This window comes from Streptomyces sp. NPDC048442 (assembly GCF_040651475.1).
Lineage (GTDB): Bacteria > Actinomycetota > Actinomycetes > Streptomycetales > Streptomycetaceae > Streptomyces.
In genome coordinates, this window is sequence record NZ_JBEZKB010000004.1 from 372,761 (window position 1) to 396,596 (window position 23,836).

20 protein-coding genes and 1 pseudogene are annotated in these 23,836 nt (G+C 68.4%); 4 read left to right on the forward strand and 17 right to left on the reverse strand.

The genetic code is table 11. The annotated features are described in order from the left end of the window. Window positions 1–96: 96 nt before the first annotated feature. The 12 genes and pseudogenes from AB0D18_RS09470 to AB0D18_RS09525 all read right to left on the reverse strand — a co-directional run bounded on the left by AB0D18_RS09470 (window position 97) and on the right by AB0D18_RS09525 (window position 13,073). Complete coding sequence (locus AB0D18_RS09470) at window positions 97–876, reverse strand: exodeoxyribonuclease III (protein WP_362414650.1); 780 nt, start codon at window positions 874–876, stop codon at window positions 97–99. Window positions 877–927: 51 nt separating this feature from the next. Beyond that, entirely contained in the window at window positions 928–1,575 is a 648-nt protein-coding gene (locus AB0D18_RS09475; RefSeq protein ID WP_362414652.1) for an MBL fold metallo-hydrolase, read from the reverse strand. A gap of 13 nt (window positions 1,576–1,588) precedes the next feature. Beyond that, window positions 1,589–2,896: an alpha/beta fold hydrolase gene (locus AB0D18_RS09480; protein WP_362414654.1), complete on the reverse strand. Its 1,308-nt coding sequence runs from the start codon at window positions 2,894–2,896 to the stop codon at window positions 1,589–1,591. 32 nt (window positions 2,897–2,928) lie between these two features. Continuing rightward, window positions 2,929–3,236, reverse strand: a pseudogene (locus tag AB0D18_RS09485) (transposase); the annotation flags it as partial. A 111-nt stretch (window positions 3,237–3,347) separates the two neighbouring features. After that, window positions 3,348–3,881, reverse strand: a complete 534-nt coding sequence (locus tag AB0D18_RS09490; RefSeq protein ID WP_362414656.1) for an SMI1/KNR4 family protein — start codon at window positions 3,879–3,881, stop codon at window positions 3,348–3,350. Window positions 3,882–3,934: 53 nt separating this feature from the next. After that, window positions 3,935–8,671 carry a putative T7SS-secreted protein gene (locus AB0D18_RS09495; protein WP_362414741.1) on the reverse strand — a complete coding sequence of 1,579 codons (4,737 nt, stop codon included), beginning with the start codon at window positions 8,669–8,671 and terminating at the stop codon, window positions 3,935–3,937. Further along, on the reverse strand, window positions 8,671–9,318 hold the full coding sequence (locus AB0D18_RS09500) for a hypothetical protein (protein WP_362414658.1): 648 nt from the start codon (window positions 9,316–9,318) through the stop codon (window positions 8,671–8,673). The genes AB0D18_RS09495 and AB0D18_RS09500 overlap by 1 nt, the downstream gene beginning before the upstream one ends. Further along, window positions 9,315–9,809 (reverse strand): SseB family protein, encoded by a 495-nt coding sequence (locus AB0D18_RS09505; protein WP_362414660.1) that lies wholly within the window; start codon window positions 9,807–9,809, stop codon window positions 9,315–9,317. The genes AB0D18_RS09500 and AB0D18_RS09505 overlap by 4 nt, the downstream gene beginning before the upstream one ends. A gap of 612 nt (window positions 9,810–10,421) precedes the next feature. Continuing rightward, on the reverse strand, window positions 10,422–11,033 hold the full coding sequence (locus tag AB0D18_RS09510) for a hypothetical protein (protein ID WP_362414745.1): 612 nt from the start codon (window positions 11,031–11,033) through the stop codon (window positions 10,422–10,424). 156 nt (window positions 11,034–11,189) lie between these two features. Next, entirely contained in the window at window positions 11,190–11,666 is a 477-nt protein-coding gene (locus tag AB0D18_RS09515) for a transposase family protein (protein WP_362414662.1), read from the reverse strand. A gap of 126 nt (window positions 11,667–11,792) precedes the next feature. Beyond that, window positions 11,793–12,092, reverse strand: a complete 300-nt coding sequence (locus AB0D18_RS09520; protein WP_362414664.1) for a hypothetical protein — start codon at window positions 12,090–12,092, stop codon at window positions 11,793–11,795. 291 nt (window positions 12,093–12,383) lie between these two features. Then, entirely contained in the window at window positions 12,384–13,073 is a 690-nt protein-coding gene (locus tag AB0D18_RS09525; protein WP_362414666.1) for a GntR family transcriptional regulator, read from the reverse strand. 178 nt (window positions 13,074–13,251) lie between these two features. Here AB0D18_RS09525 and AB0D18_RS09530 point away from each other — a divergent pair, with 178 nt between their 5' ends. Next, window positions 13,252–13,785 (forward strand): YbhB/YbcL family Raf kinase inhibitor-like protein, encoded by a 534-nt coding sequence (locus AB0D18_RS09530; RefSeq protein WP_362414668.1) that lies wholly within the window; start codon window positions 13,252–13,254, stop codon window positions 13,783–13,785. Window positions 13,786–13,820: 35 nt separating this feature from the next. Beyond that, window positions 13,821–14,714, forward strand: coding sequence for a hypothetical protein (locus AB0D18_RS09535; RefSeq protein WP_362414670.1), 894 nt, complete (start codon window positions 13,821–13,823; stop codon window positions 14,712–14,714). A 212-nt stretch (window positions 14,715–14,926) separates the two neighbouring features. On the opposite strand, the gene AB0D18_RS09540 is transcribed toward AB0D18_RS09535, so the two are convergent. The 4 genes from AB0D18_RS09540 to AB0D18_RS09555 form a co-directional block, all read right to left on the reverse strand. Beyond that, window positions 14,927–15,406 carry an IS3 family transposase gene (locus AB0D18_RS09540; RefSeq protein WP_362414743.1) on the reverse strand — a complete coding sequence of 160 codons (480 nt, stop codon included), beginning with the start codon at window positions 15,404–15,406 and terminating at the stop codon, window positions 14,927–14,929. Between the two features lie 133 nt (window positions 15,407–15,539). Then, window positions 15,540–17,042, reverse strand: a complete 1,503-nt coding sequence (locus AB0D18_RS09545) for a PQQ-binding-like beta-propeller repeat protein (RefSeq protein WP_362414671.1) — start codon at window positions 17,040–17,042, stop codon at window positions 15,540–15,542. 22 nt (window positions 17,043–17,064) lie between these two features. Continuing rightward, window positions 17,065–17,754 carry a hypothetical protein gene (locus AB0D18_RS09550; RefSeq protein WP_362414673.1) on the reverse strand — a complete coding sequence of 230 codons (690 nt, stop codon included), beginning with the start codon at window positions 17,752–17,754 and terminating at the stop codon, window positions 17,065–17,067. Window positions 17,755–18,063: 309 nt separating this feature from the next. After that, on the reverse strand, window positions 18,064–18,528 hold the full coding sequence (locus tag AB0D18_RS09555; protein WP_362414675.1) for a hypothetical protein: 465 nt from the start codon (window positions 18,526–18,528) through the stop codon (window positions 18,064–18,066). A gap of 1,302 nt (window positions 18,529–19,830) precedes the next feature. Here AB0D18_RS09555 and AB0D18_RS09560 point away from each other — a divergent pair. After that, entirely contained in the window at window positions 19,831–21,180 is a 1,350-nt protein-coding gene (locus AB0D18_RS09560; RefSeq protein ID WP_362414677.1) for an RICIN domain-containing protein, read from the forward strand. Between the two features lie 133 nt (window positions 21,181–21,313). On the opposite strand, the gene AB0D18_RS09565 is transcribed toward AB0D18_RS09560, so the two are convergent. After that, a complete protein-coding gene (locus tag AB0D18_RS09565; RefSeq protein ID WP_362414679.1) occupies window positions 21,314–21,937 on the reverse strand; it encodes a DUF6629 family protein in 624 nt (207 codons plus the stop codon). A gap of 264 nt (window positions 21,938–22,201) precedes the next feature. Here AB0D18_RS09565 and AB0D18_RS09570 point away from each other — a divergent pair, with 264 nt between their 5' ends. Continuing rightward, entirely contained in the window at window positions 22,202–23,686 is a 1,485-nt protein-coding gene (locus AB0D18_RS09570) for a citrate:proton symporter (protein ID WP_362414681.1), read from the forward strand. The last annotated feature ends 150 nt before the right edge of the window (window positions 23,687–23,836 follow it).

Here is a 23,836-nt window from a genome sequence, read left to right on the forward strand (position 1 = left end):
GTTCGCACCCACATGGCTGTGCACACCACAGGCGCGCGGGATTGACGCCCCCCTCAGGGCCCGCCGCCGGGGCCCCGGAGAGGGCGTCCCGCGCCGTCAGAGCTCCAGGTCGACGACCACCGGGGCGTGGTCGGACGCACCCTTGCCCTTGCGCTCCTCGCGGTCCACGTAGGCGTCCTTGACGGCGTCGGTGAACGGCTTGTTTCCGTAGGCGAGGTCGATGCGCATGCCCTTGTTCTTGGGGAAACCGAGCTCACGGTAGTCCCAGAAGGTAAACGGGTGGTCGTACTTCAGCGGGCGCGGCACCACGTCGCTGAGGCCCCCTTCACGGAGCGCCGCGAGGGCGGCCCGCTCGGCGGGCGTGACGTGTGTGGCGCCCTCGAAGAGCGCCGGGTCCCAGACGTCCTCGTCGGCCGGGGCGACATTGAAATCACCCAGAACGGCGAACGGCCGTGACCCCGCCGCGTCTTCGGCGACGGCTGCCTTCAGCGCCTCGAACCAGGCCAGTTTGTACGTGTAGTGCTCGTGCTCGACCTCGCGGCCGTTGGGCACGTACACCGACCAGAGGCGGAGCGGGCCGCAGGTCGCGGAGACGGCCCTGGGCTCCTGCACACCGCCGTACTCCGGGCCGCCGGGCAGGCCCTGGACGACGTCCTCCAGGCCGACCTTCGAGATCAGCGCCACGCCGTTCCACCGGCCGTCGGCGACGACCGCGGACTCGTAGCCGAGCTCGCGCAGCTGGGCGGCGGGGAACTGCTCGGCGGTGGACTTGGTCTCCTGGATGCACAGCACGTCCGTGCCGGTGTTCTCCAGCCAGGCCAGCAGCCGCGGCAGTCGGGCGGTGATCGAGTTGACGTTCCAGGTGGCGATGCGCATGTTTCTCAACCTACTCGTCGGGTCTGACAGTCGGGGGTGTACCGGCCGCTGTCACAGAGTCGCGGTGGCACCGGGCGCGAGGTGGTGGTGCTGGGCGCCGCCGCCGAGGCCGCCGATGTGATGGCCGTACAGCGGCAGGGCGAGGTCGGTGAGGAGCGCGTCGTGGATGTCGTACGCGTGGCGCGGCTTGACCTCGCGGACGTAGTCGATCACCTCGGAGACCTTGCTCCAGGGGGCCATCACGGGCAGCAGCAGCGTCTCCACGGGGTGGTCGGGGACGGTGAGCGCGTCGCCGGGGTGGAAGACCGAACCGTCCAACAGGAAGCCGACGTTGGTGATGCGCGGGAGGTCGGGGTGGATGACGGCGTGGAGCTCGCCGTGCACCTGGACGTCGAATCCGGCGGCGCTGAAGGCATCGCCGTGCCCGACGGTGTGCACCCGTCCCGGGAACGCGGCGGAGATCTTCTCGGCGACGCTGCGCAGCGTCCAGATCTCGGCGGCCCGGTTCGCCTCCAGGGCGGCCCGCAGGTGATCCTCGCTGAAGTGGTCCGGGTGCTCGTGCGTCACCAGGATCGCGTCGGCGCCGAGCGCGGCGTCGGACTCGCTGAAAGAGCCCGGGTCGACGACGAGGGTGCGGCCGTCCTTCTCCAGGCGGACGCAGGCGTGGGACTTCTTGGTCAGGGTGATGCTGCTGCTCATGGCTTCCATCCTGCTACGGCTGCGGTGTGGTCTCCTGTCGGACCACTTCTCTGGCGGTTTCGAAGGCCGCGTGCGCCGCCGGGACGCCGCAGTACACGGCGGTCTGGAGCAGCACCTCGCGGATTTCTGCGGGGGTGAGCCCGTTGCGCAGGGCGGCCCTGACGTGGGCGGAGAGGGACTCCTGGCGGCCTCCGGCGACGAGCGCGGTGAGGGCGATCACGCTGCGGGTGCGGCGGTCGAGCCCGTCCCGGGTCCAGATCTCGCCCCAGGCATAGCGGGTCAGGAGGTCCTGGAAGTCGCCGGTCATGTCGTCCGCCCCGGCCAGCGCCGCGTCGACGTACGCCTCGCCGAGGACCTCGCGGCGCACCTTCAGGCCTTCGTCGTACGGGTCGGGGCGGCCGGCGGCGAGCGGCTCGGGGTCGGGGGCCGCCGCAGGGGTGTGCGCGGGCTGCGGCGCGGCATCGGCCGGGGCCGGGGCCGGCGCCTCGGCGGCAGCGGCCGGCAGTGGCGGTACGGGCGCCAGCAGAGTGGTGCTGCCGTCCTCCCAGGCGGAGCCGAAGTGCCGCACCAGCAGATCGGTGACGGCGGCGGGCTGCTCAACGGGGGTCAGGTGGGAGGCGCCCGGGACGAGCGCGAGGCGGGCGTCCGGGATGCCCGCGACCAGGGTGCGCGCGTCGGCGGGCCCGGTGACCTGGTCCTGCTCGCCGACCACGACGAGGGTGGGCACCGCGATCCGGCCCAGCTCGGGACGTACGTCGAAGGCGGCGAGGGCCTCGCAGGCGGCGATGTAGCAGCCGGGGTCGGTGGTCCGGACCATCTGCACGGCCCACTCGACGATGGCGGGCTGCGCGGCGGCGAAGGCCGGGGTGAACCAGCGGCCAGGCGTGGACGCCGCCATCGGCTCCATGCCGTTCGTACGGACGATGACGCCACGCTGGCGGAACTCGTCGGCGGTGCCGAACCGGGGCGAGGCGGCGACCAGCGCCAGGGAGGCCACCCGCTGCGGGTGGCGCAGGGCCAGCTCGGCACCGATCGCACCGCCGATCGAGCAGCCCGCGTAACCGAAGCGCTGAATACCCAGCCCGTCGAGGACCGACAGCAGCCTGCCCGTCAGATCACCGACCGAGGCGACGGGTTCGGCGGGGGCGCCCCCGTGCCCCGGCAGATCGAAGCGGAACACCCGCCAGGTGCGGGTGAGCTCGGGTATCTGGCGGTCCCACATGTGCCATGTGGTACCGAGGGAGGGGCCCAGAACGAGGACCGGAGCGTCTTCTGGCCCGTCAAAGCGGTATTGCAGGGTGTTCTTCACCGTCTCAGTCACCCGTCCGACCCTCTCATCGGTCACGACAGCCCCTATGAGCGGGGGTCCGGCTGTAGCTGTTTGACCAGGTGGAAGACCTCCCGGGCCGCGTAGCGTTTGAGGCAACGGATGATTTCGCGACGGGTCTTCCCCTCCTTGATCCGGCGCTCGTAGTAGTCCTTGGTACGTGGGTCGACCCGCAGTCGGGTGAACACGATGCGGTGGAGCGCGGCATTGGCCTGCCGGTCACCGCCACGGTTGAGGCGGCGGACCTGCCGACGTCCGAGGGGCGCTCGACAGGGGTGACCCCGCACAGTGCGGCGAAGGTCGACTCCCTCTCCAGTTGTTCCGGATTATCGCCCCTCGCTTGACGGCCTCACGTCACCTTCGGGGCTGCGATAAGCAACGACCCGAGCAGCGTCCAACTCCCACGGGACAGCGCGGCGAGAAAACGAAGGCTGGAGTCAGTGCGTTATGCCGGACCGAGTTGGAAGAATTCATGCGTCTCCCGGGGGTACTGGGACCAGAGAATTTCCGACTGCAGATCTCCGTCAAGGGAAGCGGCGAGAAATTGTGTGCAGGAGACAGGGAAGTGCTCCCATCGCTCGCCGCGCGCCTCGTTCACCATGACGGTCCACCGGTCCGGCTCAAGGCCGGGCCGAATAAGCCAGTAGAGGCATTCTCCGTTGTCCGTGGTCGCCCAGGGGAGAACTCGGGACCCCTCGACCTCCAGCTCCGCCGGCTTCTTCTCGACTTCCCACAGACCTTCGAGGGCGTCGGGTTGAAACCCTGCCCACTTAATGAGGTCGTAGTGCTTGTTGGGGCAGTCAGGCTCCAGGACGTACAGATAATCGTCCCAGTCGCTGCCTCCGTATACCTGGATGAACTCCTTGTAATCGGCGGGAAGCCCAACCCCGAGCCTGCTCTCGACCGCACTCCAGTCCTTCCGGCGGGGCTCGCTCGGCGCTGGAGCGATTTCCAGAAGACGTGTAAGCGCATTGGTCATGACGGTTTCCTCTTTTCAGGGGTCGAACGATTTTGGGATGCCGAGAGATTGGGCTAATTCGGCTTGTTGGGTATATATGCGGTATTTGAGGGACCAGTAGTTCCGGTACTAGGATGCTGAGAGAATTGGAAACCCTTCGACCCGTATGCCTCAATGGTCACCCCCAGCGGGATGGGGCTGTCTAGATTGTATCGAGGAGTGACGGTGTACTGGATGGTCTCCCCGGCCTCGACTGCTTGCCTGACTTCCTTCTCAATATGTCTCATTACGGGAGAATTAGCGTAAGAGTGCATGGTGACGAAATTTGCCGGGTCAAAGTTGGATCCACCGAGTTGTGCGCCGAGGAGGTGGGCACGGTTGTATCCCTTGCCCTTCTGCCAGCCAGGGGGATCACCGTGTGGGTCGGTAGGAAACTTTCCCATCATGTCGTCTCCCAGCGTGGCATGCATTGCTGTAGGCCGGCCCTTTGCGTCCAGTTCACCGTAGACAACCCTGCCGCCCCACGTCGGGTCCGCCGGCTCGTTCTTTCGGCAGGGGCTCAACCCGAGAGGGTCGGCCCACAGCAGAGGGTTGTGGACGTATGCCACAGGATTGGGGGCAGGGGCGAGACCAAGGGGGTCCTGGCTGAGGTAGCGGGCCGCTTCTGGGTCGTAGTAGCGGAAGTAGTTGTAGTGGAGGCCCGATTCGGGGTCGAAGTACTGGCCCGGGAAGCGGAGCGGGGTGTATGCCGTGGCGTCGCGGTTCCACGTCGTCGTTCCCCAGAGGGTGGTGCGGGTTCGCCAGGCCACGTCGCCGTGTTCGTCGACGAGTTCCGTCGGGGTGCCGATGAGGTCGGTGACGATGGCGAAGAAGCGTTCGTCATCGGTGTCCGTGCGGCGTTCCGTCTGGGAAAGGGGGCGCTGGCCCGCGTGATTCCAGGTCAGGACGAGGTTTGCGGTCGTCTGCTCGCAGAGGGTGGTGCCGTCCCAGGTGAAGTGGACCGTCTCAGCGAGGGACTGCTTGGATATGCGACGGCCGAGGGGATCGTAGGCGTACTGCCAGACCGTGCCGTCCGGTGTAGTCACGGCGGTGAGGCGATCCTCCGGGTCCCACTGGTAGCGCCAGGTATCGGGACTTCGGGAGAGCCGGGTCTTTTGGCGTAGGACGATCCGGCCCTGGCCGTCGTGTTCGTAGCGGACGGCGCCCGCGCTGGCGATCCGGGTGCCGTCGTAGGTGCGTGCTCCTGTTGCCACGTGGGAGGGGTGTGTCGCCGGCCAGGAGGCTCCGGTCTGGTTTCCGGCGTCGTCGTACGTGTACCGCTCCGTCCAGCCCCTCGCGTGGACAGCCGTGACGCGACCGGAGGGGTCCACGTCGAAGCCACGGGGACCGGAGAGGGCATCGCTGATACCGACGAGACCGCCGCCCGCACCGTAGAAGTAGGCGCGGTGCTGGAGACGGTTGTCCTGGGAAGTGACCTCCTGGTCCGTCAGACGGCCCATTTCGTCGAACGAGGAGCTCAGTGTCACGAAGTCGGAGACGATGTGCTCCACTTCGCGGCCCGAGGCGTCGAAGGAGAAGGCAATGTCGCGTCCGGACGCGATGAGCTTCGTTCTGCGGCCCGCCGCGTCGTACGACCATTCGCTGACCGCCCCGCCGGGTGCCGTCCTCCGCACTCTGCGGCCCAGAGCGTCGTACTCGTACGTCAGGGTCCGGCCGTTGACCTTCTCGGATCTCAGCCGGCCGTGGCGATCCCGCAGGCGTTCCAGACGAGCGTCCGGACCTACGGCGATGGCGAGTTCATCGAAGATGTCGTACTCGAAGGTCGTGACCGCGGTGCCTTCGGCCTCCTTGCGGATGACCTGGCCGAGGGTGTTGTGGGTGAAGTCGATGCGCTGGCCCAGGCCGTTCGTCCGGGAGATCATGTGCCCCGCCGCGTCGTAGGCGTAGGTCAGTGGCCGGCCGTCGAAGTCGGTTTCCGTGGCCAGCCGGCCTGCTGCGTCGTAGGCGTAGTCCCATGTCAGGCCCTGCGGGTTGGTCACCCGTGTCAGCCGCAGGTTGGTGTCGTGGGAGAACTCGTGGCGCACTCCGTCCGAGCCGGTGCGGGACGTGAGCAGGTCGAAGTCCGTGTAGGTGAAGCGGGTCGTGCCGCCCATCGCGTCGGTATGGGTGAGGCAGTTGCCCTCGCCGTCGTAGGTCCAGGACTGCACGGTGCCGTCGGGGGCGGTGCGCCGGGACGGGTGGCCTTCGACCGTCCACTCCAGCCGGGTTTCCGCGCCGAGGGGGTCGGTGATCTGGACGGTGCGGCCGAAGGCATCGTGTGCGTAACGGGTCGTGGCACCCAACGGGTCGGTGACCTCGATGGGAAGGCCCCGACGGTCGAGGAGGAGGCGGGTGGTGGCTCCGAGTGGATCCGTCACCGAGGTCTGATGGCCTGCCGCGTCGTACGCGAACTGCGTGGTCGCGCCCGAGGGGTCGGTTACCGAGGTGCGGTTGCCGTGCTCGTCGAAGGTCTGGCGGGTGACGCGGCCATCGGTGCCGACCAGGCGTACCGGCATGCCGTTGTCGTCGTACTCGGCCCGCGTCTGCCGGCCGTCCGGGCGCTCCGCCAGCGTCCTGCGGCCGTGCTCGTCGTAGGCGAAGTGGCTGACGCGGCCCAGTGGGTCGGTCCGTGACAGCAGCCGGTTGCGGCGGTCGTGGGTGAAGCGGGTGGTGGCTCCCAGCGGATCGATCTCGGCGACGATCTGGGAGCGCTCGTTGACGAGGAAGCGCTTGGTATGGCCGAGACCGTCGGTGAGTGCATTGGTGCACAGGCCGGTTGCCGGGTCGGTGGAGCCCCAGGTGAACCGGGATTCGATGTGTCCGTGGGTGCCGGACTGGTAAGTGCAGCGGTCCTGGTCGTCGTAGACGTAGTCGTAGCGGCTGTTGTTGGTGTCGGTCCACGAGGTGATGCGACCTTGTGCGTCGCAGCCGAACTGCAGGGGCCGACCTGAGGAGTTGGTGACCTCGCTCAGGTGGCCGTCGGTGTAGCCGTAGCGGAGAATCTCCTGGTCGGATCCGTCCGCAGCCGCTCCGGCGAGGTGCAGGCCCGTCACCCGGCCGTCGGCCGTGGTGAGTTTCAGGTGGTAGCCGCCGTGGTGGACGATTGAGGTCGGGGCGCCCGCGGTGTCGTGCTCGAAGGTGATCCAGCGGCCGTTGCGGTCGTCGACCTGGGCCAGGAGCGCGAGCTCGTCGCTGTGATCGACGAAGTGCCAGACCCTGCCGGTGCCGGGATCGGTGAGTGTGTAGCCGTTCTCGACCCGGTCCAGGGGCCACTGCCGGCCATGTGCGGGCAGGACCGGGACACCGGGGGCCGGGTGCGGGTACGCCAGCAGGCTGCCCTCGTCGCAGCTGAAGACCACGCCTTCGGAGTCGATTTCCAGGCGCTGGTCCACGGTGCTCGACCAGGTCGGGCCGAACCAGCGGCCCGACCGGTGCGAGGAGTCGAACGTGCGCCGGAACAGCAGGGGGAGGGAGCCGGGGAGGGCGATGTCCGTCTGCGGCAGCAGCACGCGGCCGCTCGCCATGTCCACCGGGTCGCCTTCGCAGCGGTTCTCGTCACATGTGTTGCTGTGGTGATGGGGGTCCTTCTGCTGGTCCCCGCGGCTGCCGTCCGTGATCGGCTTCTCCCCGTCGGGTTCGGGCAGGTGCTTGGCGCCGTTCAGTCCGGTGCGCAGTCCTCCCTTGAGCAGGCCGGCGCCCTTCGATCCGATCATTTCGGGCACGAGGCGGCCGAGGAACTCCGAAGGGTCGCCCTTCGCCGCGTTCCAGGCGTCCCTCAGGGCCCTGTCCGGGTTCGCCGCGGTGGACACCAGGCCGGCGAGCGTCATGTTGACGCCTTTGTAGTACTCCGCCGGGTGGGTCAGGTTGTACAGATCCGTAGGGTTGACCGAGCGGACGAAGTTGACCATGCCTGCCGCGCCCTTGAGGATTCCGCCGCCGAAGTGGGTCAGCTCGACGCCTTGGCCCAGGACGTGGTCCATCGCTTCGAGTGCGGCCTTGTTGAGCCCGGTCGGTTCCTTGGGTGCGTGTGCCAGCGCTGCCTGCACTGCGCTCTTGGCTGTCTCGCCGGCGGTGTTGCGCGCGGTGCGGGCGTCATTCAGGATCTCCCGTGCGCGTTGCCGCTTGGTCTCGCCCGGGTCGGTGCACTCTCCGGGGTGGGGCAGCGGGCTGTCCCCGTTGCGGGCCGCGTTGTAGGCGTCAACCTTCTTGTTGTACGCCTCGATCGCCGTCTTGGAGTCCTGGTTGCCCTCCTTGTACAGCGCGATCGCCTCACGCGCCTTGCCCTGCGCGCTCACGACCGCTTTAGAAAATGTCTCCAATGCATTGGCCGCGTCCTCCATCGCGTCCGCCGCGTGCAGCCAGGCGGTCGGCTGAGTCTGGAACTTTTCCCGGAAGGCGTCGGCCGCCTTGCCCTTCCAGCGGCTGGAGTCCAGCTTCTTCATGCCGCCGCCGACGAGGTCGAACGCCTTCTGGAAGTCCCGCAGGTTCTTCACTGTCGCGGCGATCTTCTCTGGTTTGCCGTGGATCAGCTCGTTCGCTTCCTCGCTCTGCCCGAGCTGCTGCTCGCCGACCTCCGCCCCCAGCGAGGACGCCACCTCGTCGCCCTTGTCCTGGACCGCGTCCGCCCAGTCGTGCGCACCGACCATGTCGAGGCCCTGGCCAGCCTTGTCGGTCGCATAGTCGACGCCTTCGCCGAGGAGTTCCTTGCCCTTGTCGATGCCCTGGTCGACACCGTCGACGATCTTGTCGCCCCACTCCCGCCAGTCCACCATCAGCGGTTCTGCCCCCACCGCGGCTGCTGGGCCTGGTCGATGGTTGCCCGGTCGGGACTGAGCGACTCCTTGAGCTCCGCGTCCTTCGCCTCACGCTGTTGCGGTTCGAGCAGACCCAGTTGCTCCATCGCGTCGAGCCGCGAGTCCTCGACGTCGTACGCGGTGTTGTTCCAGGTCTGGTTCACCTCGCCGTGCGCCTTGAGTATCGACCCGGGGCTCCAGTCGGCGTTGTCCCACGTGTGCTGGTCACGGATGGTGTCCCAGCGCATCTTCGTCACCTCGTCCTCGGACAGGTGCGGGTTCCCGTTGAGGGAGTTCACTCCGATCTTGAACGAGTCCTTGACGTATCGTTCCTGCTCCGCGAACGAACCTGCGGACAGGCCCACCCCTTGGGCAAAAACGTTTCCCTTCAGGGCCAGTGCCCGTACGCCCCACTCCCACCGGTCGCAAAAGGTCTCGAACTCCGACGTCAGGGCTCCGAATCCCAACTCCAGCCCGGGCAGGGACAGATCGGAGAATCCCCGGCCCGTCGACGCCTCACCGATCATCCCGAGCTCCTTCAGCTCGGAAAGCGCCAGGTTGATGCCCTGCGCTATTTCCGCCAGCGCCGTCGGCGGCGCTTCAAGATCAGGCTCTTTCCCACTCACTGCCTCTCCCCCTCAACATCCACCGCCACCTCGTCCGGGACGATCCCGCGCACCGGCGGAAACAGCACCCCGGCCGCACTGCCCGCATCCAGGGCAACGCCTCCCGGGCCCGGCAGCAGCGGCACCATCACATCCAGCAGCCGCGCGCCCAGAATCCTCCGGTACTCCCACTCGCGCGTCGCCTCTCCCCGTGCCTGTGCGAACCGCGCCAGCGCCTCCTCGTCCGAGAACGCGCAGATCCACCGGACCTTGTGGAAATCCGCGGTCCACGGACTCCCCCGGTCATCGAAGGGCACCAGGGCCGTGTGGCGCCTGAACTCCCCCAGCAGCCGCGCGAACTCGCGTCTCGCCTCCACCACATCAGCCTGCTTCGGACCCTGCGGAACAGCTCGCGTCCCGTCGGGCGAGGCCGGCGGAACCGGAGCATCCACCAACTCGGCCAACATCGACACCGGTTGCTGCTTCGGTATGTCGTCCCCGTTGTCGGTCACTCGGGCATGCTGCCATGTGATCATTCACGCGTGCAACGAACCAACAGCGCCGCGGCCGTGGTTACAGCGCCCAGCCGTCCCGACCTTCCTGAAACGGTTCCGGCCACCTGCTCAAATCCGCAAGGCCGACTGGAGGCTGCCGGTCAGGCTGTCAAGGCGTGTCCGGCGGATCACGAGTGTTCCAAATCCCATCGCCGTGGAGTTGGTCGTGGGCCGTAGTGATCTGAAGAACGAACAGGGGCACCGCCTGGAGACTCATCTGTCTATGGGCGGGCGGCGCGGTGGGCGGTGGGATCTCATTCCGTCAGCGGGCCGGGACCCGTACTGATCCGCAGGGACCGCCTGCCGCACGCGGCTGATTGGCCGCTCGCCCGCATCGATCCTCTGTGTCCTCGAAAGCGGCGAGCCGACGCGCAACAAAACCCCCAACGTAGACGCCGGCCCATTCTGACCAGCCGCACGATGAAGCCCCAAGCAGACCGGCGGGGCTTCATTACGTTGCAGGTGTCACCTGCGAGTCACGAACCCCATGGACACCTGCCTACTGCACGACCCCGAACCCAGGCATACACGCCCGCACTGGACTGGGTAGACGCCTCAGGACGGCTTCGCCTACATGTGCCATGTAGTACCGAGGGAGGGCCCCAGGACGAGGACCGGAGCGTCTTCTGGCCCGTCAAAGCGGTATTGCAGGGTCTCTGCCGTCAATTGCAGGGTCTCCGCCGTCGTCTGAGTCACCCGTCCAGGCTGCCATCTCTCACAGGAGGGGGTCGGGCTCGCCAGCCCCTCCCACGTCTGCGCTGCCGGCCGAAGGTCCTCGATATCCGGCTTCACGTACCACTGTTTGGTGGTCTTGACGTTCGTGCGGCCCGCCCATCGAGCCAGCAGGTGCTCCGGCACCCCATTGTTCGCAAGGTAGGTGAAGCAACTCGCGCGGGCGTCGAAGAGCCGGACGCGTCGCAGCGCGTGCTCAGCCATAATCGCGCACGCCTGCGTACGCAGTATTCGGCCGGTGAGCGGCCTCCCAAGTTCGTCCACAAACATGTAGCCACTCGCCTCGTAAGCCTCCCCCGCCGACAGTTGCTCCGCCGCTTGGAGCGCCTTGTAACTGGCCCAGTGAGAGATTTTCATCCTGATTTCGCAGGTCATGGGCTTGGCGTGGGGCGTGAGTGGTGGACTCGTGCCGGTCAGGAACTTGATCGTTGTGGGGAGATCGTCCGTCACCTCTGAACTTCGGTGGTCGCGAGGACGAGGAGGGCCCGCAGGAGGGTGGTCGCGTGCCGGGCGGCAAGCGGACCTTGGTCAGGATGCGCCAGGACTTGAGGTTGGCGAAGCCGAGGTTTGCCAGGGCGCCGAGGCCGGCCTCGCGGAGGCGTTCGGTCATCTTGTCGTGGCGGGCGGCGGTGATCTCGCTGGAGCGTCCGGGCCGGGCAGGGCCGAGGAGATCCAGATCAGATTGCCCTTCTCGTCGGTCAGCGCGAGAAACAGCAGGCCGTGGGCCTTATGTTTCCCGCTGTAGTTCTTCCGGTTGTCCTTTCCGCCACGGCGTCGGCTGCGGATCAAGGTGCCGTCCTTCAGGACCACCGCACCGCCCCGCCTGGCGATCTTCTTCAGGGCCCGGTCCAGACGCGGTGCGCGGGCGGCCAGGAGAGGCAGGACCTCGCTCACCCAGCGGCGCACGGTCGGGGCGGAAACCTGGTTGCCGGCGGCCATGTCGGAAAGCCGCTGGTCATGGCGGAGAACGGCGAGCACGATCAACGCCTGAGCGCCTGCGGGGACCTTGCGCCAGCGGGTGCCCAGCCGGTTGCCTTCACGGCGTATCAGATCGCCGACGAGATCGAGGGTCCGTTTCGACACCGGGAGACGAACCTAGTAGACAGCACGCTCCTCGGCGGGGCTGGTTGTCTTCACACACATCCCAACTACCGCTGGGGGCACTCTTGTTACGGCAAGAACCAGCCGCCCCTCCCACACCCCGGCCTCTCAGCGCGGCAGGTTACGTCCCGCTCCCGCCCTCGCCAGCCAGCCCCGGTCGGCAAGTTTGCGCACCTGCCCACGGACCGGCTCCACCTTTCCCGGCGTGAGCTCACGGCCCAGCGCCCGCGCCACGTCCTTGGCCATCACCGGCCCGTCCGCCCCGGTCACGATCTCCATGATCCGCCGATACTCCGACGTCAGCTCCTCCAACCGAGCTACCTCCACCTCGAGTTCGGCCGGCTCCTTACGCAACAACTCGGCCCGCTGCACCCGCCGCTCGATCGTCCACGTCAGCACGTCCGTCATGCACATCCCTCCCGCCACGGAATCTACGCAGCGGCCCCCAAGTCCCACCCCGAGAACCCCAGAGACCACCCGTGACGGACGACCACGTGCTCCTGATCACCACCTCGACCAGCGCGAGCACCCTTCCCAGACGAAGGGGAAAGTGGAGGAGCGAAAGGCGTAACTGCGGTCGCCTCCGCCGCAGTTGGCGGAGGTCGCGAAGCCGGATCCCTCTTCGAGTTCGGCCGCGCAACGTCGTACGGCGGTGCAGGGGAAGGGACAGTCAGGGGTCTCGTCACTTGCTGACGGCCGTCAACCAGGCGGGCGAAGGTCGGTCAGAGCGGTCGCGGTCAAGGTGAGGTGCTGAATCAGGACCGCGGCCGCGGTGTCGGCGTCGCGGGCCAACGCCGCCTCCTCCAGCCTGCGGTGTTCCCTTGCGCCGTCCCGGTCGGGGTTGCGGTGCGCCGACCAGCGGCGGGCCAGCTCGCTCGCGGTCCACAGCCGGTCGAAGGCGTCCAGCAGGGCGGGGTTCGCGCATCCCTCCAGGAGCGTGCGGTGGAAGGCTCTGTGGGCCTCGGCCCAAGCGGCGGTGTAGTGCTCGCCCTCCTCCGGTGCGTACGCCGGAGTGCGAACCAGTCGATGGTGGGCCGCCCGAACGCGGACCTCCCAGTCGACGTCGCCGCGCTCGATCGACATGCGCAGCACGACCGGTTCGATGGTCCGGCGAGCCTCCGCGATCTCCTGCCAGCGGTGGTCGGAGAAGGACGGGACCACGAATCCGCGGTTGTGCAGCCGGTCGGCGAGCCCCTCACCGACCAGCCGCACGAGTGCCTCGCGCGTGACGGCCAGGCTTACGCCCTGCGCCCTGGCGAGGTCCTGCGGTTTGAGGGCGTCGCCAGGGGCGTGCTTCCCGCGCATGATCGCGTCCCGCAGGTGTGCGTAGACCTGCTCGGAAAGCATCTGCTTCCCGGAGGGAGCCGAGGTGTGGAGGGTGCCAGTCATGCCGCCAGCATAGACGATCGTTTTGATAATCGATTATTGCTGTTACTGTCGATTCAGCGTGGTGGTGAGAGTCGTCTGTGAAGCCGTTGCACCGCACCGACTCCGCGGCCGGGCGGCCACAGCCGTGCCAACTCCCCGGCACCCCAGACCTCAGACCTCAGACCTGAAGGAATGTCACATGCACGCCAACGACCCCTTCGCCCGCCTCCCCGAGGCGGCGACCTTCACCGTCACCAGCGCCACCGTCACCGACGGAGCGGCCTGGCCGCCCGAGCAGCACGCCTCCGGCCTGCCCGGCGGGAAGGACATGTCCCCGCAACTGTCGTGGGACGGCGCCCCGAGCGGCACCAGGAGCTACGCCGTCACCGTCTACGACCCCGACGCCCCCACCGGGTCCGGGTTCTGGCACTGGGCGGCCGTCGATATCCCCGCCACCGTCACCGAACTGCCCGAGGGCGCCGGCGACGACACCGGCTCGGGCCTGCCGGTGGGCGCCTACCAGCTGCCCAACGACGCCCGCGCAGCCCGCTACATCGGCGCCGCCCCGCCGGCCGGGCACGGCCCGCACCGCTACTTCGTCGTGGTGCACGCCCTCGACGTCGACTCCATCGGCGTCCCGGCCGACGCGACCCCGGCCGTCCTCGGCTTCACCATGGCCGGTCACACCCTCGGCCGCGCGGTGCTGACTGCCACCGCCGAAACCGCCGCCTGACAGGCGCCGCCCGACTCCAGGACGAGGTAACCGCGATGCACCTTGACGACTTTGCCGACCTTGCCGACTCAGCTCACTCCGGCGACCGCTCGATGGACCTGAACGCCGTCCGCGACATCAGCCGCGCCATCAGCGCCGCCCACCTGTTCATCTACCTCACCCCCGAGAGCGCGGAGGAAGCGGCCGCGCTCGGCGTGACCGACCGCGTACCGGCGTACCTGGCCTTCCGGTCGGCCGCGATGGGCGCGGTTCCGTGGCAGATCACGCTCGCGACCTTCTACAACTTCAGCCCACGGGCGGTGCGGACCATGGCGGGTGTGTGGGACACCGCGCCGCCCGAGCGGTGGCAGGCCGCCCGATTCCTGGCCGCCGAGCGGGCGATGCGGCGGGTCGGCGCGCGCCTCACGGTCGGCCAACTCGCCGAGGCCCGCTCGCTGATCGACCCGGTCGTCGCCGGTGCCGACTACGCCGGCAAGGTGCTGGCCGCCGCGAACGCCTCGGTCACGCTTCCGTCCGATCCCCTCGTCGCGCTGTGGCAGAAGATCACGGTGGCGCGCGAATGGCGCGGCGACGCTCATCTCGTCGTGCTCGCGGACAACGGCCTCGGGCCGTGCGACTGCCTCGTTCTGCACACCGCGACGGGCAGCCTCCCGACGGCTCTCGCGCGGGCCACCCGCCAGTGGGACGACGAGGAGTGGAGCGCGGCGACGGCACGTCTCGCCGCACGCGGCTGGCTCGACTCCCACGCCATGATCACCGACGTCGGCAGCGCGGCCCGCGAGCGGATCGAGATGGAAACGGACAAGCACTGCGCCGCACTCTGGGCGCCGATCGGCAACGAGGGTGTCCGCCGCTTCGCCTCGCTCATCGCACCGATCACGGACGCGTTCACGGCGGCGGGAACGTTTCAGGCCGCTCCTTCGGCCTAGGGCTCTCCTGACGGCGCTGCGGTGGCGTGCGCGGGCATCGGCGGGGAGGGCGGCGGCCGACTGGCGCTGTCCTGGGCGCGGGTGACGTATCACCACTACGCGTCGCGTCGCGTGCCGGGATGCGTACGTCGTCTCTGCCGTCGCTGTACGTGAACGTGGTGGAGCCGACGGATGAGCTTGTTCCGCTTTGACGGACACCTTTGGTGTGGTGGTCAGGCTGCGAGTGCGGTCTCGTACTCGGCGGGGCTGAGGTAGCCGAGGCCGCTGTGCAGTTGGTGCAAGTTGTACCAGCCCTCGATGAAATCGAAGATGGCGGTGCGGGCGGTGGCCCGGCTGGGCCAGGCGGAGGTGCCGAGCAGTTCCCGTTTGATGGCCGAGAAGAACGACTCGGCGAGGGCGCTGTCCCAGCACTGACCAGTACGGCCGACCGAGAGCCGGACCCCGGACTCTGCCGCCGGAGAAGCGCATTGCTGACTGGTGTACTGACATCCGCGATCGGAGTGAAAAACCACGGAACGGGTGGGGCGACGCTGTCGGCAAGCAGCTCTCAGTGCGTCGGCCACCAGATCGGTTCGCAGGTGATCGGCGGTTGCCCCGCCGACTGCACGCCGAGAGGTGACGTCGATGACCGTGGCCAGAGAGAGCCGGCCCTCCTGCGTCGGACAGAAGGCAGCCCTGGGATCGGGGATCATGGTCACGTGCCGTCGTCTGCGGTGCCGGCCCATCCGCGCCACCTGCCGGCAGACGGACCCCGCGAGGACGAGCAAGGCCAGGGCCTCACCTGCCCAAGGAGCAGACCAAGTTCAGATGGCAACCGTTCGTGCTTCAGCCCCGGGCTCTGCCCGTGAGGCAGTCGATGAGATCGATGCTCGTGCCGTAGAGGCGAAGGACGGGCCCTTGTACTTCTATGCGGGACGGGCGCGGCGTCTTCTTCTCCCACACTGTGCGCCCGCTGCGGGCGTCCACAGCAGACACGATGGACATGACGGGGTCGGTCGGAAGGTCCTTGGGCAGGTCATGCCTGAGGAAGACCCGGGAGCCGTCGCTGCCTAGCGGGTTCACCGGCCACCCCGGGACCCTGAAGCTGCCGAGGGCAGCGCCTGACGCGGTGGCCAAAACTCTGATCAGCGAGTGCTTCGGGTCCTGGCCGATTCCCGCGGCCAACTGCGCCCGGGAGCGTTCGTTCGACGGGTCGCGGGCGATGAGGAGACCCCGCTCTACGATGAAGTTCCACGGGCTCTTTTCGTAGGGCATGGGCGAGGTCCAACGGACGGCGCCGGTCGTGGTGTCGAGTGCGTGCATGCGTCCCTCACCCTGCAGGTGGACCAGGCCGTCCGATGAGACGAGCGGGGGCAGGCCCGCGTGCCGCAGGGCGCGTTGCCAGATCAGCTTTCCTGTCGACGGGTTCAGGCAGGTCACGCGGACCGTGGTGTTCCCGTCGGGCGAATTCAAGTCATCGAGTTCCTCGCTGGTGAACAGGGCGATGCGGGGCGTCTGGTGGAAGGGGCGCAACCGCTCTCCTCCGGGGGAGGCGCGGTTCCACACCAAGGCCCCGCTCTGTGCCTCCAGCGCGCAGAGTGCGGGCGGCTCCAAGAGCGCAAGGAGGACTACAGGCCCGTCGTGGGGGTGTACTTCGTTGATGCTGCGACCGGTCCGGGAGAACTCCCACACCTGGCGTCCTGTGTGCGGCTCGACGGCGCGCAGGACGTGACGCTCCGGAGCGTCGACGGTACCCGGCCGTTCCAGCAGCAGGCAGAGCTTGGACGCCGGGATCAGCTTCCCTGCCGCGGACCTTCGCCACCGTTCCTTACCCGTCGCTGCGTCCAGTCCCACTACCCTGCCGTTATCCGTAGGGTTGCTTGAGCGCAGGTCTATCGAGCAGACGAGAGCCGGACCCACAGCGACCAATTCAGGACTGCTCACCCGTACTTCCGGGCCGAGTTCGGTTCTCCCCGGTGAGGGAATTCCGGCTCCTCTGAGGGTGTAACGCCATCGTTCGGCTCCGTGGCGGTCGTCCAGGGCCAGGACCATGCCGTCGGGCGCCCCGCAGTAGAGCATGCCGCCGACGTGCAAGGGCTCCGCTGCGTAGGCGGGCAGCGCGACCGGCCATTTCGGCTTCGTACCGCCGCCGGGTGTGGCGGGCTTCCCGCTGCTCGACGGCGCGTCCAATTCGGGGCCGAGGACCTTGGGGCCTTTCGGCGCCGGCGCCCCCTCGTCCTCGCGGCCGAACCACAGCCAGGCACCCCCTGCCGCCACGGCGGCGATTCCCCCCGCGAGCAGGGCACGCCGTGTGGTCGAGCCCTGCGGAGCGTTGTCGTTTCCCACCATTGTGGGCTTCTCCTCACTCGCCTCAGGAGCGCTTCCGAGCCCCTTCGAGGAGCTCCCGAACCCCGTCGGTCATGAAGAGGCCCTCGGGGTCGTCACCCGCCACGAAGTCCTTGACCGCCGCATCCCCGCCCTGCCGCATGCACGAATAGCTCGCGAAAGCGCGGGCGCTCTCGGCCGTCGAGGCCAGCACGAACTGGCCCGGAACCGACAGGAAGTCCTTGGAGTTCTCCTCGCGGAACTCCAGAGAGACCCGGTAGAGCCAGAGCGGGGAGGAATGCACGAACGGGTCCACTTCGCCGAACGTCACGGCCAGGCTGTCGGCGCGGCGCGGTTCCACCTCGAACGTGGTGCGTAAGGTCTTCACCTGACCTGCGACCGCGTCACGGGGCATGCGGAACGAATAGGTACCTGTGACCAGGACGGCCCCGCCCTCCGGCTTGCAGGGCTTGATCCGCCGGATGTCCTTGATCGTCACGCGGACCTCGGAGATCACGGCCGGGAGCTCGCCGTTGTTCTTCACGGCCACCGTCACGGCGGGAGCGAGGCGCTGCATCTTCTTCTTGTTGTCCCCGGCATCCTCGACGATGTGATCAGTCATGATTTCCGCCGCGTCGCCCCGGACCACGGAGAGCGCGTACTTCGGCTTGTCGGCAAAGGGGTTGGGGATGAAGTTGGCAACGACGCCGATGACGGACACTGGTATGGCCACCATGGCGCCCGCCAGTACGGGCTTCACTCCTGGGCGTCGCAGGAACGCACGTATGCGGCCTTCAGGGGCGGGCGCAGGGGACGGCGTCGGGGCGGAGGGCATGCCGCCCGGCGGAGGAGGGCGGAGTTGCGACCGGCCGCGATCTCGGGGCGCATACGCGGGCGTGGATGTCGCGTGCGGGGACGCCGGTCAGCTCGTTGATGTCTTCGAGGGAGAAGGTTCACGGCGGCCGGGTGCAGCCCGGCCCAGCACCAGCCCTGGCCTGACCACAGATCCGGCTCAGAGGATCAGGTACTGGCTCCTGGCAGTGGGTCAGCCTCCGTAGAAGATCGTGCCGGACATATAGATGTCCGCGGTGCTGGAGGAGCGACGCTGGCAGTTCATCGTCACGGTGGAACCGTTGTTGACGACCATGTCTTTCGTATTGCTGCCATCGCGGAAGTTGTGCGCCGAGTTGTCGCCGTAATTGATCCACAACTGCGCCGAGTAGTACGTCGGGTAGGAAACATGAGTGACCGTCAGCCGACAAACTTCGCCACCTGAGGCATGGTTGGTCACCTTGACCGTCACGGTGTCGGTGGACGTCGGGTAGACGGTGCCGCACCATCCCAGCGGGCCGGCGGGCCCCGAGTCGTTGCAGCCGAAGCTCGCGGAGGACGCGCTCGCCGTCCCGGCCGCACCCACCACCAGAGCCGCGCTGGCCAGACCCACCGCCGCCAGACGTACGCTTTGCTTGCGTGAGCCCCAGCCCCGCCCCGTGCTCTGCAAACTGTGCATATGTCCCCCTGAGGTCGCTGTGTCATGACAGCTCCGCCAGGCGAGCCGCCCAGCGAGAGACCCTGACTATGTCCCGGACCTGACACCACTGGAAGACGACAACCGGCCATGCAGCAACCCTGCGAAGACGAGACACACCACGAAGTCTCACCGGCGGCTTTCCCCACCGTATTTCGGCCCGTCCTGCGGGGGGGTGGGGACGCCCCTATAGCGGGGGGCGCCGGCTTCCGTCCCGACCAGGTTGAAGACCTCTCGGGGGCGTATCGCTTGAGGCAACGGACGATCTCACGTCGGGTCTTGCGCCCTCCTGGGTGCGGCGTTCGCCTGCCGGTCACCGCCGTGGTTGAGCCGACGCGAGCTGCGACGGCCCGAGGAGTGCTCGACGGGGATCGCTGCGCACAGAACGGTGAAGGATGCCTCGGTGTTCAGCCGCTCGGGGTGGGTGGGCTGCTCGATGACGGAGCGACGGCCCGCGACGTCCAGGAGTTGGCCCGCGTAAGGGGCGACAGTTCGGGAAGGTACGGGTCCCGGTGACAGCAGGGCTCTGCTGCGCGAAGGTCATGTCAGGCCCACGTACGGGGAATTGACATAGCCATCACAGCTGGATTGCCGATAGTGCTCCTCTGGCTGATCCTCGGGCTGCTCCCGGTGCGCAACCCCTCGGCGCGGCGGATGTGGATCGGGATCCACATCGGCATTTCCCTGCTCGTCCCGCTGATCGCGTACCTCTACTGCCAGGGCAGGGGGCCCCTGCCTGGTCCGACACCCGGTCGTCCGACTGGGAGGAGCAGTACTGGCCGCTGCTGGCTGCGGCCGTCGCTGTGGGACCCGGGCTGCTGGCGGCGATGATCTGGCTGGTAGCGGCGATGATCCGGCTGGTGGCGTCCCGCCCCGACCCCACGCCGGTACAGCCCCCCGTGGTCTACGGGCAACCGCAGTACGGCCAGCAGCACATGCCCCCGCAGTACCCGTATCCGGGGCCGCACCCCCCGCGCCATCAGCCGCCACCTCAGCAGCAGGGCCCCTACCCGGCAGCGCCGCCTCAGCAACATGAGCCCGACCCGCCGACGGTCGGCCGGCCGGCACCTCGCGCGCCGCAGCAGAGTCCGCAGGCCGCGCCTCCCGTACCGCCGCCCCCGGAATCACCCCCCACAGTCTGACGGGGCTTTGTCGAGCAGGCAGTCCTGCTGGGCGGCGGCTTCGTTCACCCCGACCAGGTGTGGCCTCAACTCACTTGCAGTTACGGGGAGTTGGCTCGACACACCCTCCCTGCCCGGCTCCCCGGGTGGCATGGTCCCCCTCATGAATCCCTTCAGACTCCGCGGAGCGGGCAGACCACAGGCGGAGCACGCCTCCACCCCGCAGCGCACCCGGCGGCCGCCTCGCGCAGGCCGACGATTACGTGCTCTGACAGCCGGCCTCGCGACGCTGCTCCTTGCCGGAACCACCCTGTTCGCCTCCGCCATCACCGCACAGGCCGCCAACCCCGACAGCCACGTCGTCGCCTCCTGGAACATGCAGGCCGGGCCGGACCGCTGGGCGGGCGCTTACAACCTCGCCGGTACGCACGACCTCGTCGCCCTCCAGGAAGTACCGCTCGGAGCACCTGCAGGATCGCAACTCCAGGGCCAGGTCAACGGAGTCGAGCACTACCTGTGGGTGCAGGGCGACAACGGACCCCTGCGCCACCTCTACATCCTGCGCACCCCCAGCCGCAGCCTCGGCATGATCACCGCCTGGCAGCCGGACAACGTACTGAACATCGCGGGCGTCTACCGGCCCGCGCTCGGCGTCGTCAACCGAGCCGACGGCATCCTCTTCGCCTCCGTGCACGCCGCTTCCAACGGCGGCCGGCCCAACGACGCGGGCGCCCTGCTGCGCCGCATCTCCGACGCCGCCGACGCGGAAGGCTTCCTGGAGTGGGCCGCACTCGGCGACTTCAACTTCAACCCGGCCAACCTGCCCGGCCTCGGCCTGCCCCCGGACTCCCGCATCTACAACAGCGGCCAGGCCACCCAGCAGAACGGCAACGAACTCGACTACATGGTCTCCGACGTCGACACCGACCGCTGGCAGGCCACCGTCCTGCCCAACTACGGCAGCGACCACTGGCCGATCCGCTTCGGCTCACTCCAGGCCGCCGCCGAACCCGTCGACCTGACCATCCACGCCGACAACAGCGACCGCCTGCTCGACGTCTACCAGGGACAGACCGGCAACGGCACGCACGTCATCCAGTACCACGCCAACGGCGCCGCCAACCAGCAGTGGTACCTGGCCGCCCTCGGCTACAACTCCCCGTCCGGCACACCGCTCTACCGGATCGTCAGCAAGGCGAGCAACAAGTGCCTGGACGTCGCCAACGGGCAGGGTTCCCGGGCCGGGGACTACCTCAACATCTGGGACTGCCACCCCCGCGAAGGTGAACCCGGCAGCGGCGGATACCCCCGCGACACCCAGAACTTCACCCTGGAACACCCCAACGCCGCCCGCCCCAACCTCACCCTCCTGCGCAACAACGCCACCGGCCTCTACGCCAACATCAACCACAACCAAACCGGCGACGGTACCTGGGTCGTCCAGTGGCCCGACCAGTTCGGCCCCTTCCCCGCCCCGAACGAAACCTTCTACCTCCACCCCGTCGTCGCATAGTCGCGCTGCTGCCCACGCCGTGCACCGTGGGCATGAGCGTCCCCCTGTGCGCAGGACCTTGCGGGCGGCGTCGACGGCGAACACCTCACCGATTACGGCGGCCCGGCGGCTCGCCCGACGCCCTCCGCACCCGTCACGAACGCCGCCGTCCGCTCCTTCTCGCCCAGAGCAACAGGACCACCGAGCACACCGCTGCGAACGCGCACCACGTCGAGAGGTACTCCTGTCGCCACAGCCCGAAGGACACGGCGGCGCCGACGGAGGCCAGGACACCGAACAGGACGAGCCCCCGGTCACCGGACAGGAGCAGGGAGCCGAGGGTGGCGAGGAGGTAGCCGACGACGGTCAGCTCCGGCTGCGGCAGTCCCAGGGAGTACCCCACGGTGTGTCCCCTGATCTCCGCCGTCACGGTGCGGGTGACCAGCGCGTGGGCGAGCGCTGCCGCTGTCGCGACTCCCGCCGCCAGGGGGAGAAGCAGACGGCGGCGGGCGCTCGGCGGAGCAGCGCACAGTACGGCTGCCGGTACCCACAGCGCCAGCAGCGGGAGCGCGATGACGCTCCAGGCGACAGTGGCGGGCCCGGTACCACCGCCGTGGTGCCAGACCACGGCCTCGATGATCTGGTGGGTGCCCAGTAGCAGGGGCAGCGCGGCCAACGGAAGGTCACGGGGGTGCCGAGCCGCCACGGACACCGCGGCGGCCCCCACAGCCGCGATGATCGTCCCCGCAACGACATCGGCCGTCGCACTCCAGCACATGGCCGCAACGCTACGGCCGCCCTGGAAGCGCAGCATTCCGGGCGTCCCGTCGGGACGACGACCGACACGAACGCCCGCCTCTCACCTCTCTGGCACGGGTGGGGATGGAGCACCTGCGGGGCCCTCGGCGGTACCTGCGTACTCCTGGGCAAAGGTTTCGCACGTATTGCTCACGCGTTTACTCCTTGTGTACGCCAAAGTGCCGCTCGTACCTTCAACCAGCCACGGAGCTGTGGCCACGAGCTGGACGAAGGTGAAAGATCTATGCTGCTGACGGTCCTCGGATTCGTCATGATCGCGACGTTCCTGACGCTGATCATGATGAAGAAGATGTCCCCGCTGACGTCGCTCATCCTCATCCCGGCCCTCTTCTGCGTGATCGCGGGACAAGGGGCCCACCTGGGTGAGTACGTACTGAAGGGGATCGGCGAGCTGGCGCCCACCGCGGCGATGCTGATGTTCGCCATCATCTTCTTCGGCGTGATGATCGACGTCGGCCTGTTCGACCCGATCGTCCGGGGCACCCTGCGCTTCTGCAAGGCCGACCCCGCCCGCGTCGTACTGGGCACTGCCGTGCTCGCGGCGATCGTCTCGCTGGACGGGGACGGCTCGACCACGTTCATGATCACTGTCTCCGCCATGCTCCCGCTCTACTTGCGGCTGAAGATGAGCGTGCTCACGCTGACGATGGTCGCCGCCACGGCCAATGGCGTGATGAACACCGTTCCGTGGGGCGGTCCCACCGCCCGTGCCGCCACCGCGTTGAAGCTGGACGCGGGCGAGATCTTCGTGCCGATGCTGCCCGCGCTCGCCTTCGGCCTGGTCGCCGTCTTCGTCCTGGCCTGGTGCCTGGGCCTGCGCGAACGCCGGCGCCTGGGGCTGCTCACCGAGACCGGGCCCGTGTCCGACCGCGTTGCCACCGAGGAGACGACGGACGATCGCGAGCTCTCCCTGGTGACCGTGGGCGCGGGTGTGGACGGCGCTGGAGGGACGGCTGCCCGGACGGCCGCTCCTGGCTCTACTGGCTCTACGGGCTCTGCGGACCTCACCAAGCCGTCCGCCGCCGACGCCGGGGCCCCCGAGAACGGCGATGCCGCCGCCGTCGTCTGGGGCACCCTCGATCCGAACCGCCCCACGCTGCGGCCCCGGCTCTTCTGGTTCAACGCCCTGCTGACGCTGGCCGTCCTGGTCACCTTGATCGCCCAGTGGCTGCCGATCCCGGTGATCTTCATGTTCGGCGCGGCCCTGGCCCTGACCGTCAACTTCCCGCACATGAAGCAGCAGCGGGAGCGCATCGCCGCCCACGCGGACAACGTCCTCAACGTCTCCGGCATGGTCTTCGCCGCCGCCGTCTTCACCGGTGTGCTGACCGGCACCGGCATGGTGGACGAGATGGCCAGGTCCCTGGTCGGCGCCATCCCCGACGGTCTCGGCCCGCACATGGCGCTCATCACCGGCCTGCTGAGCATCCCGTTCACGTACTTCATGTCCAACGACGGGTTCTACTTCGGGATCGTGCCGATCCTCGCGGAGGCCGGCGCCCACCACGGCGTTTCCCCGCTGGAGATCGCCCGCGCCTCGCTCGTCGCCCAGCCGCTCCACATGTCCAGCCCGCTGGTCCCGGCCGTGTACGTCCTGGTGGGCATGGCGAAGGTGGAGTTCGGCGACCACACCCGCGCCACGGTCAAGTGGGCGGTCCTGGTCTCGCTGGTGATCCTCGCGGCTGCCTTGCTCCTCGGCATCGCCTGACGCCGATCGCCTCCACCCCCACCCGGCTACGGCGGCGCGCCCCGGTCCCTTCCCCGGACGCTGTTGGTCAATTCGGGGCCCGCGTGACCACGGCCTGTACGACCCCGTTGGGGTTGTGCAGGCCGTCGTCGTGTTCGGAGGGTTCGATGT

What these genes read in the sequence shown, in the direction of transcription:
- AB0D18_RS09470 (WP_362414650.1), bottom strand. Translation starts at nt 876, where the DNA reads ATGCGCATCGCCACCTGGAACGTCAACTCGATCACCGCCCGACTGCCG.
- AB0D18_RS09475 (WP_362414652.1), bottom strand. Translation starts at nt 1,575, where the DNA reads ATGAGCAGCAGCATCACCCTGACCAAGAAGTCCCACGCCTGCGTCCGC.
- AB0D18_RS09490 (WP_362414656.1), bottom strand. Translation starts at nt 3,881, where the DNA reads ATGACCAATGCGCTTACACGTCTTCTGGAAATCGCTCCAGCGCCGAGC.
- AB0D18_RS09495 (WP_362414741.1), bottom strand. Translation starts at nt 8,671, where the DNA reads ATGGTGGACTGGCGGGAGTGGGGCGACAAGATCGTCGACGGTGTCGAC.
- AB0D18_RS09520 (WP_362414664.1), bottom strand. Translation starts at nt 12,092, where the DNA reads ATGACGGACGTGCTGACGTGGACGATCGAGCGGCGGGTGCAGCGGGCC.
- AB0D18_RS09525 (WP_362414666.1), bottom strand. Translation starts at nt 13,073, where the DNA reads ATGACTGGCACCCTCCACACCTCGGCTCCCTCCGGGAAGCAGATGCTT.
- AB0D18_RS09530 (WP_362414668.1), top strand. Translation starts at nt 13,252, where the DNA reads ATGCACGCCAACGACCCCTTCGCCCGCCTCCCCGAGGCGGCGACCTTC.
- AB0D18_RS09535 (WP_362414670.1), top strand. Translation starts at nt 13,821, where the DNA reads ATGCACCTTGACGACTTTGCCGACCTTGCCGACTCAGCTCACTCCGGC.
- AB0D18_RS09540 (WP_362414743.1), bottom strand. Translation starts at nt 15,406, where the DNA reads ATGATCCCCGATCCCAGGGCTGCCTTCTGTCCGACGCAGGAGGGCCGG.
- AB0D18_RS09545 (WP_362414671.1), bottom strand. Translation starts at nt 17,042, where the DNA reads ATGGTGGGAAACGACAACGCTCCGCAGGGCTCGACCACACGGCGTGCC.
- AB0D18_RS09550 (WP_362414673.1), bottom strand. Translation starts at nt 17,754, where the DNA reads ATGGTGGCCATACCAGTGTCCGTCATCGGCGTCGTTGCCAACTTCATC.
- AB0D18_RS09555 (WP_362414675.1), bottom strand. Translation starts at nt 18,528, where the DNA reads ATGCACAGTTTGCAGAGCACGGGGCGGGGCTGGGGCTCACGCAAGCAA.
- AB0D18_RS09560 (WP_362414677.1), top strand. Translation starts at nt 19,831, where the DNA reads ATGAATCCCTTCAGACTCCGCGGAGCGGGCAGACCACAGGCGGAGCAC.
- AB0D18_RS09565 (WP_362414679.1), bottom strand. Translation starts at nt 21,937, where the DNA reads ATGTGCTGGAGTGCGACGGCCGATGTCGTTGCGGGGACGATCATCGCG.
- AB0D18_RS09570 (WP_362414681.1), top strand. Translation starts at nt 22,202, where the DNA reads ATGCTGCTGACGGTCCTCGGATTCGTCATGATCGCGACGTTCCTGACG.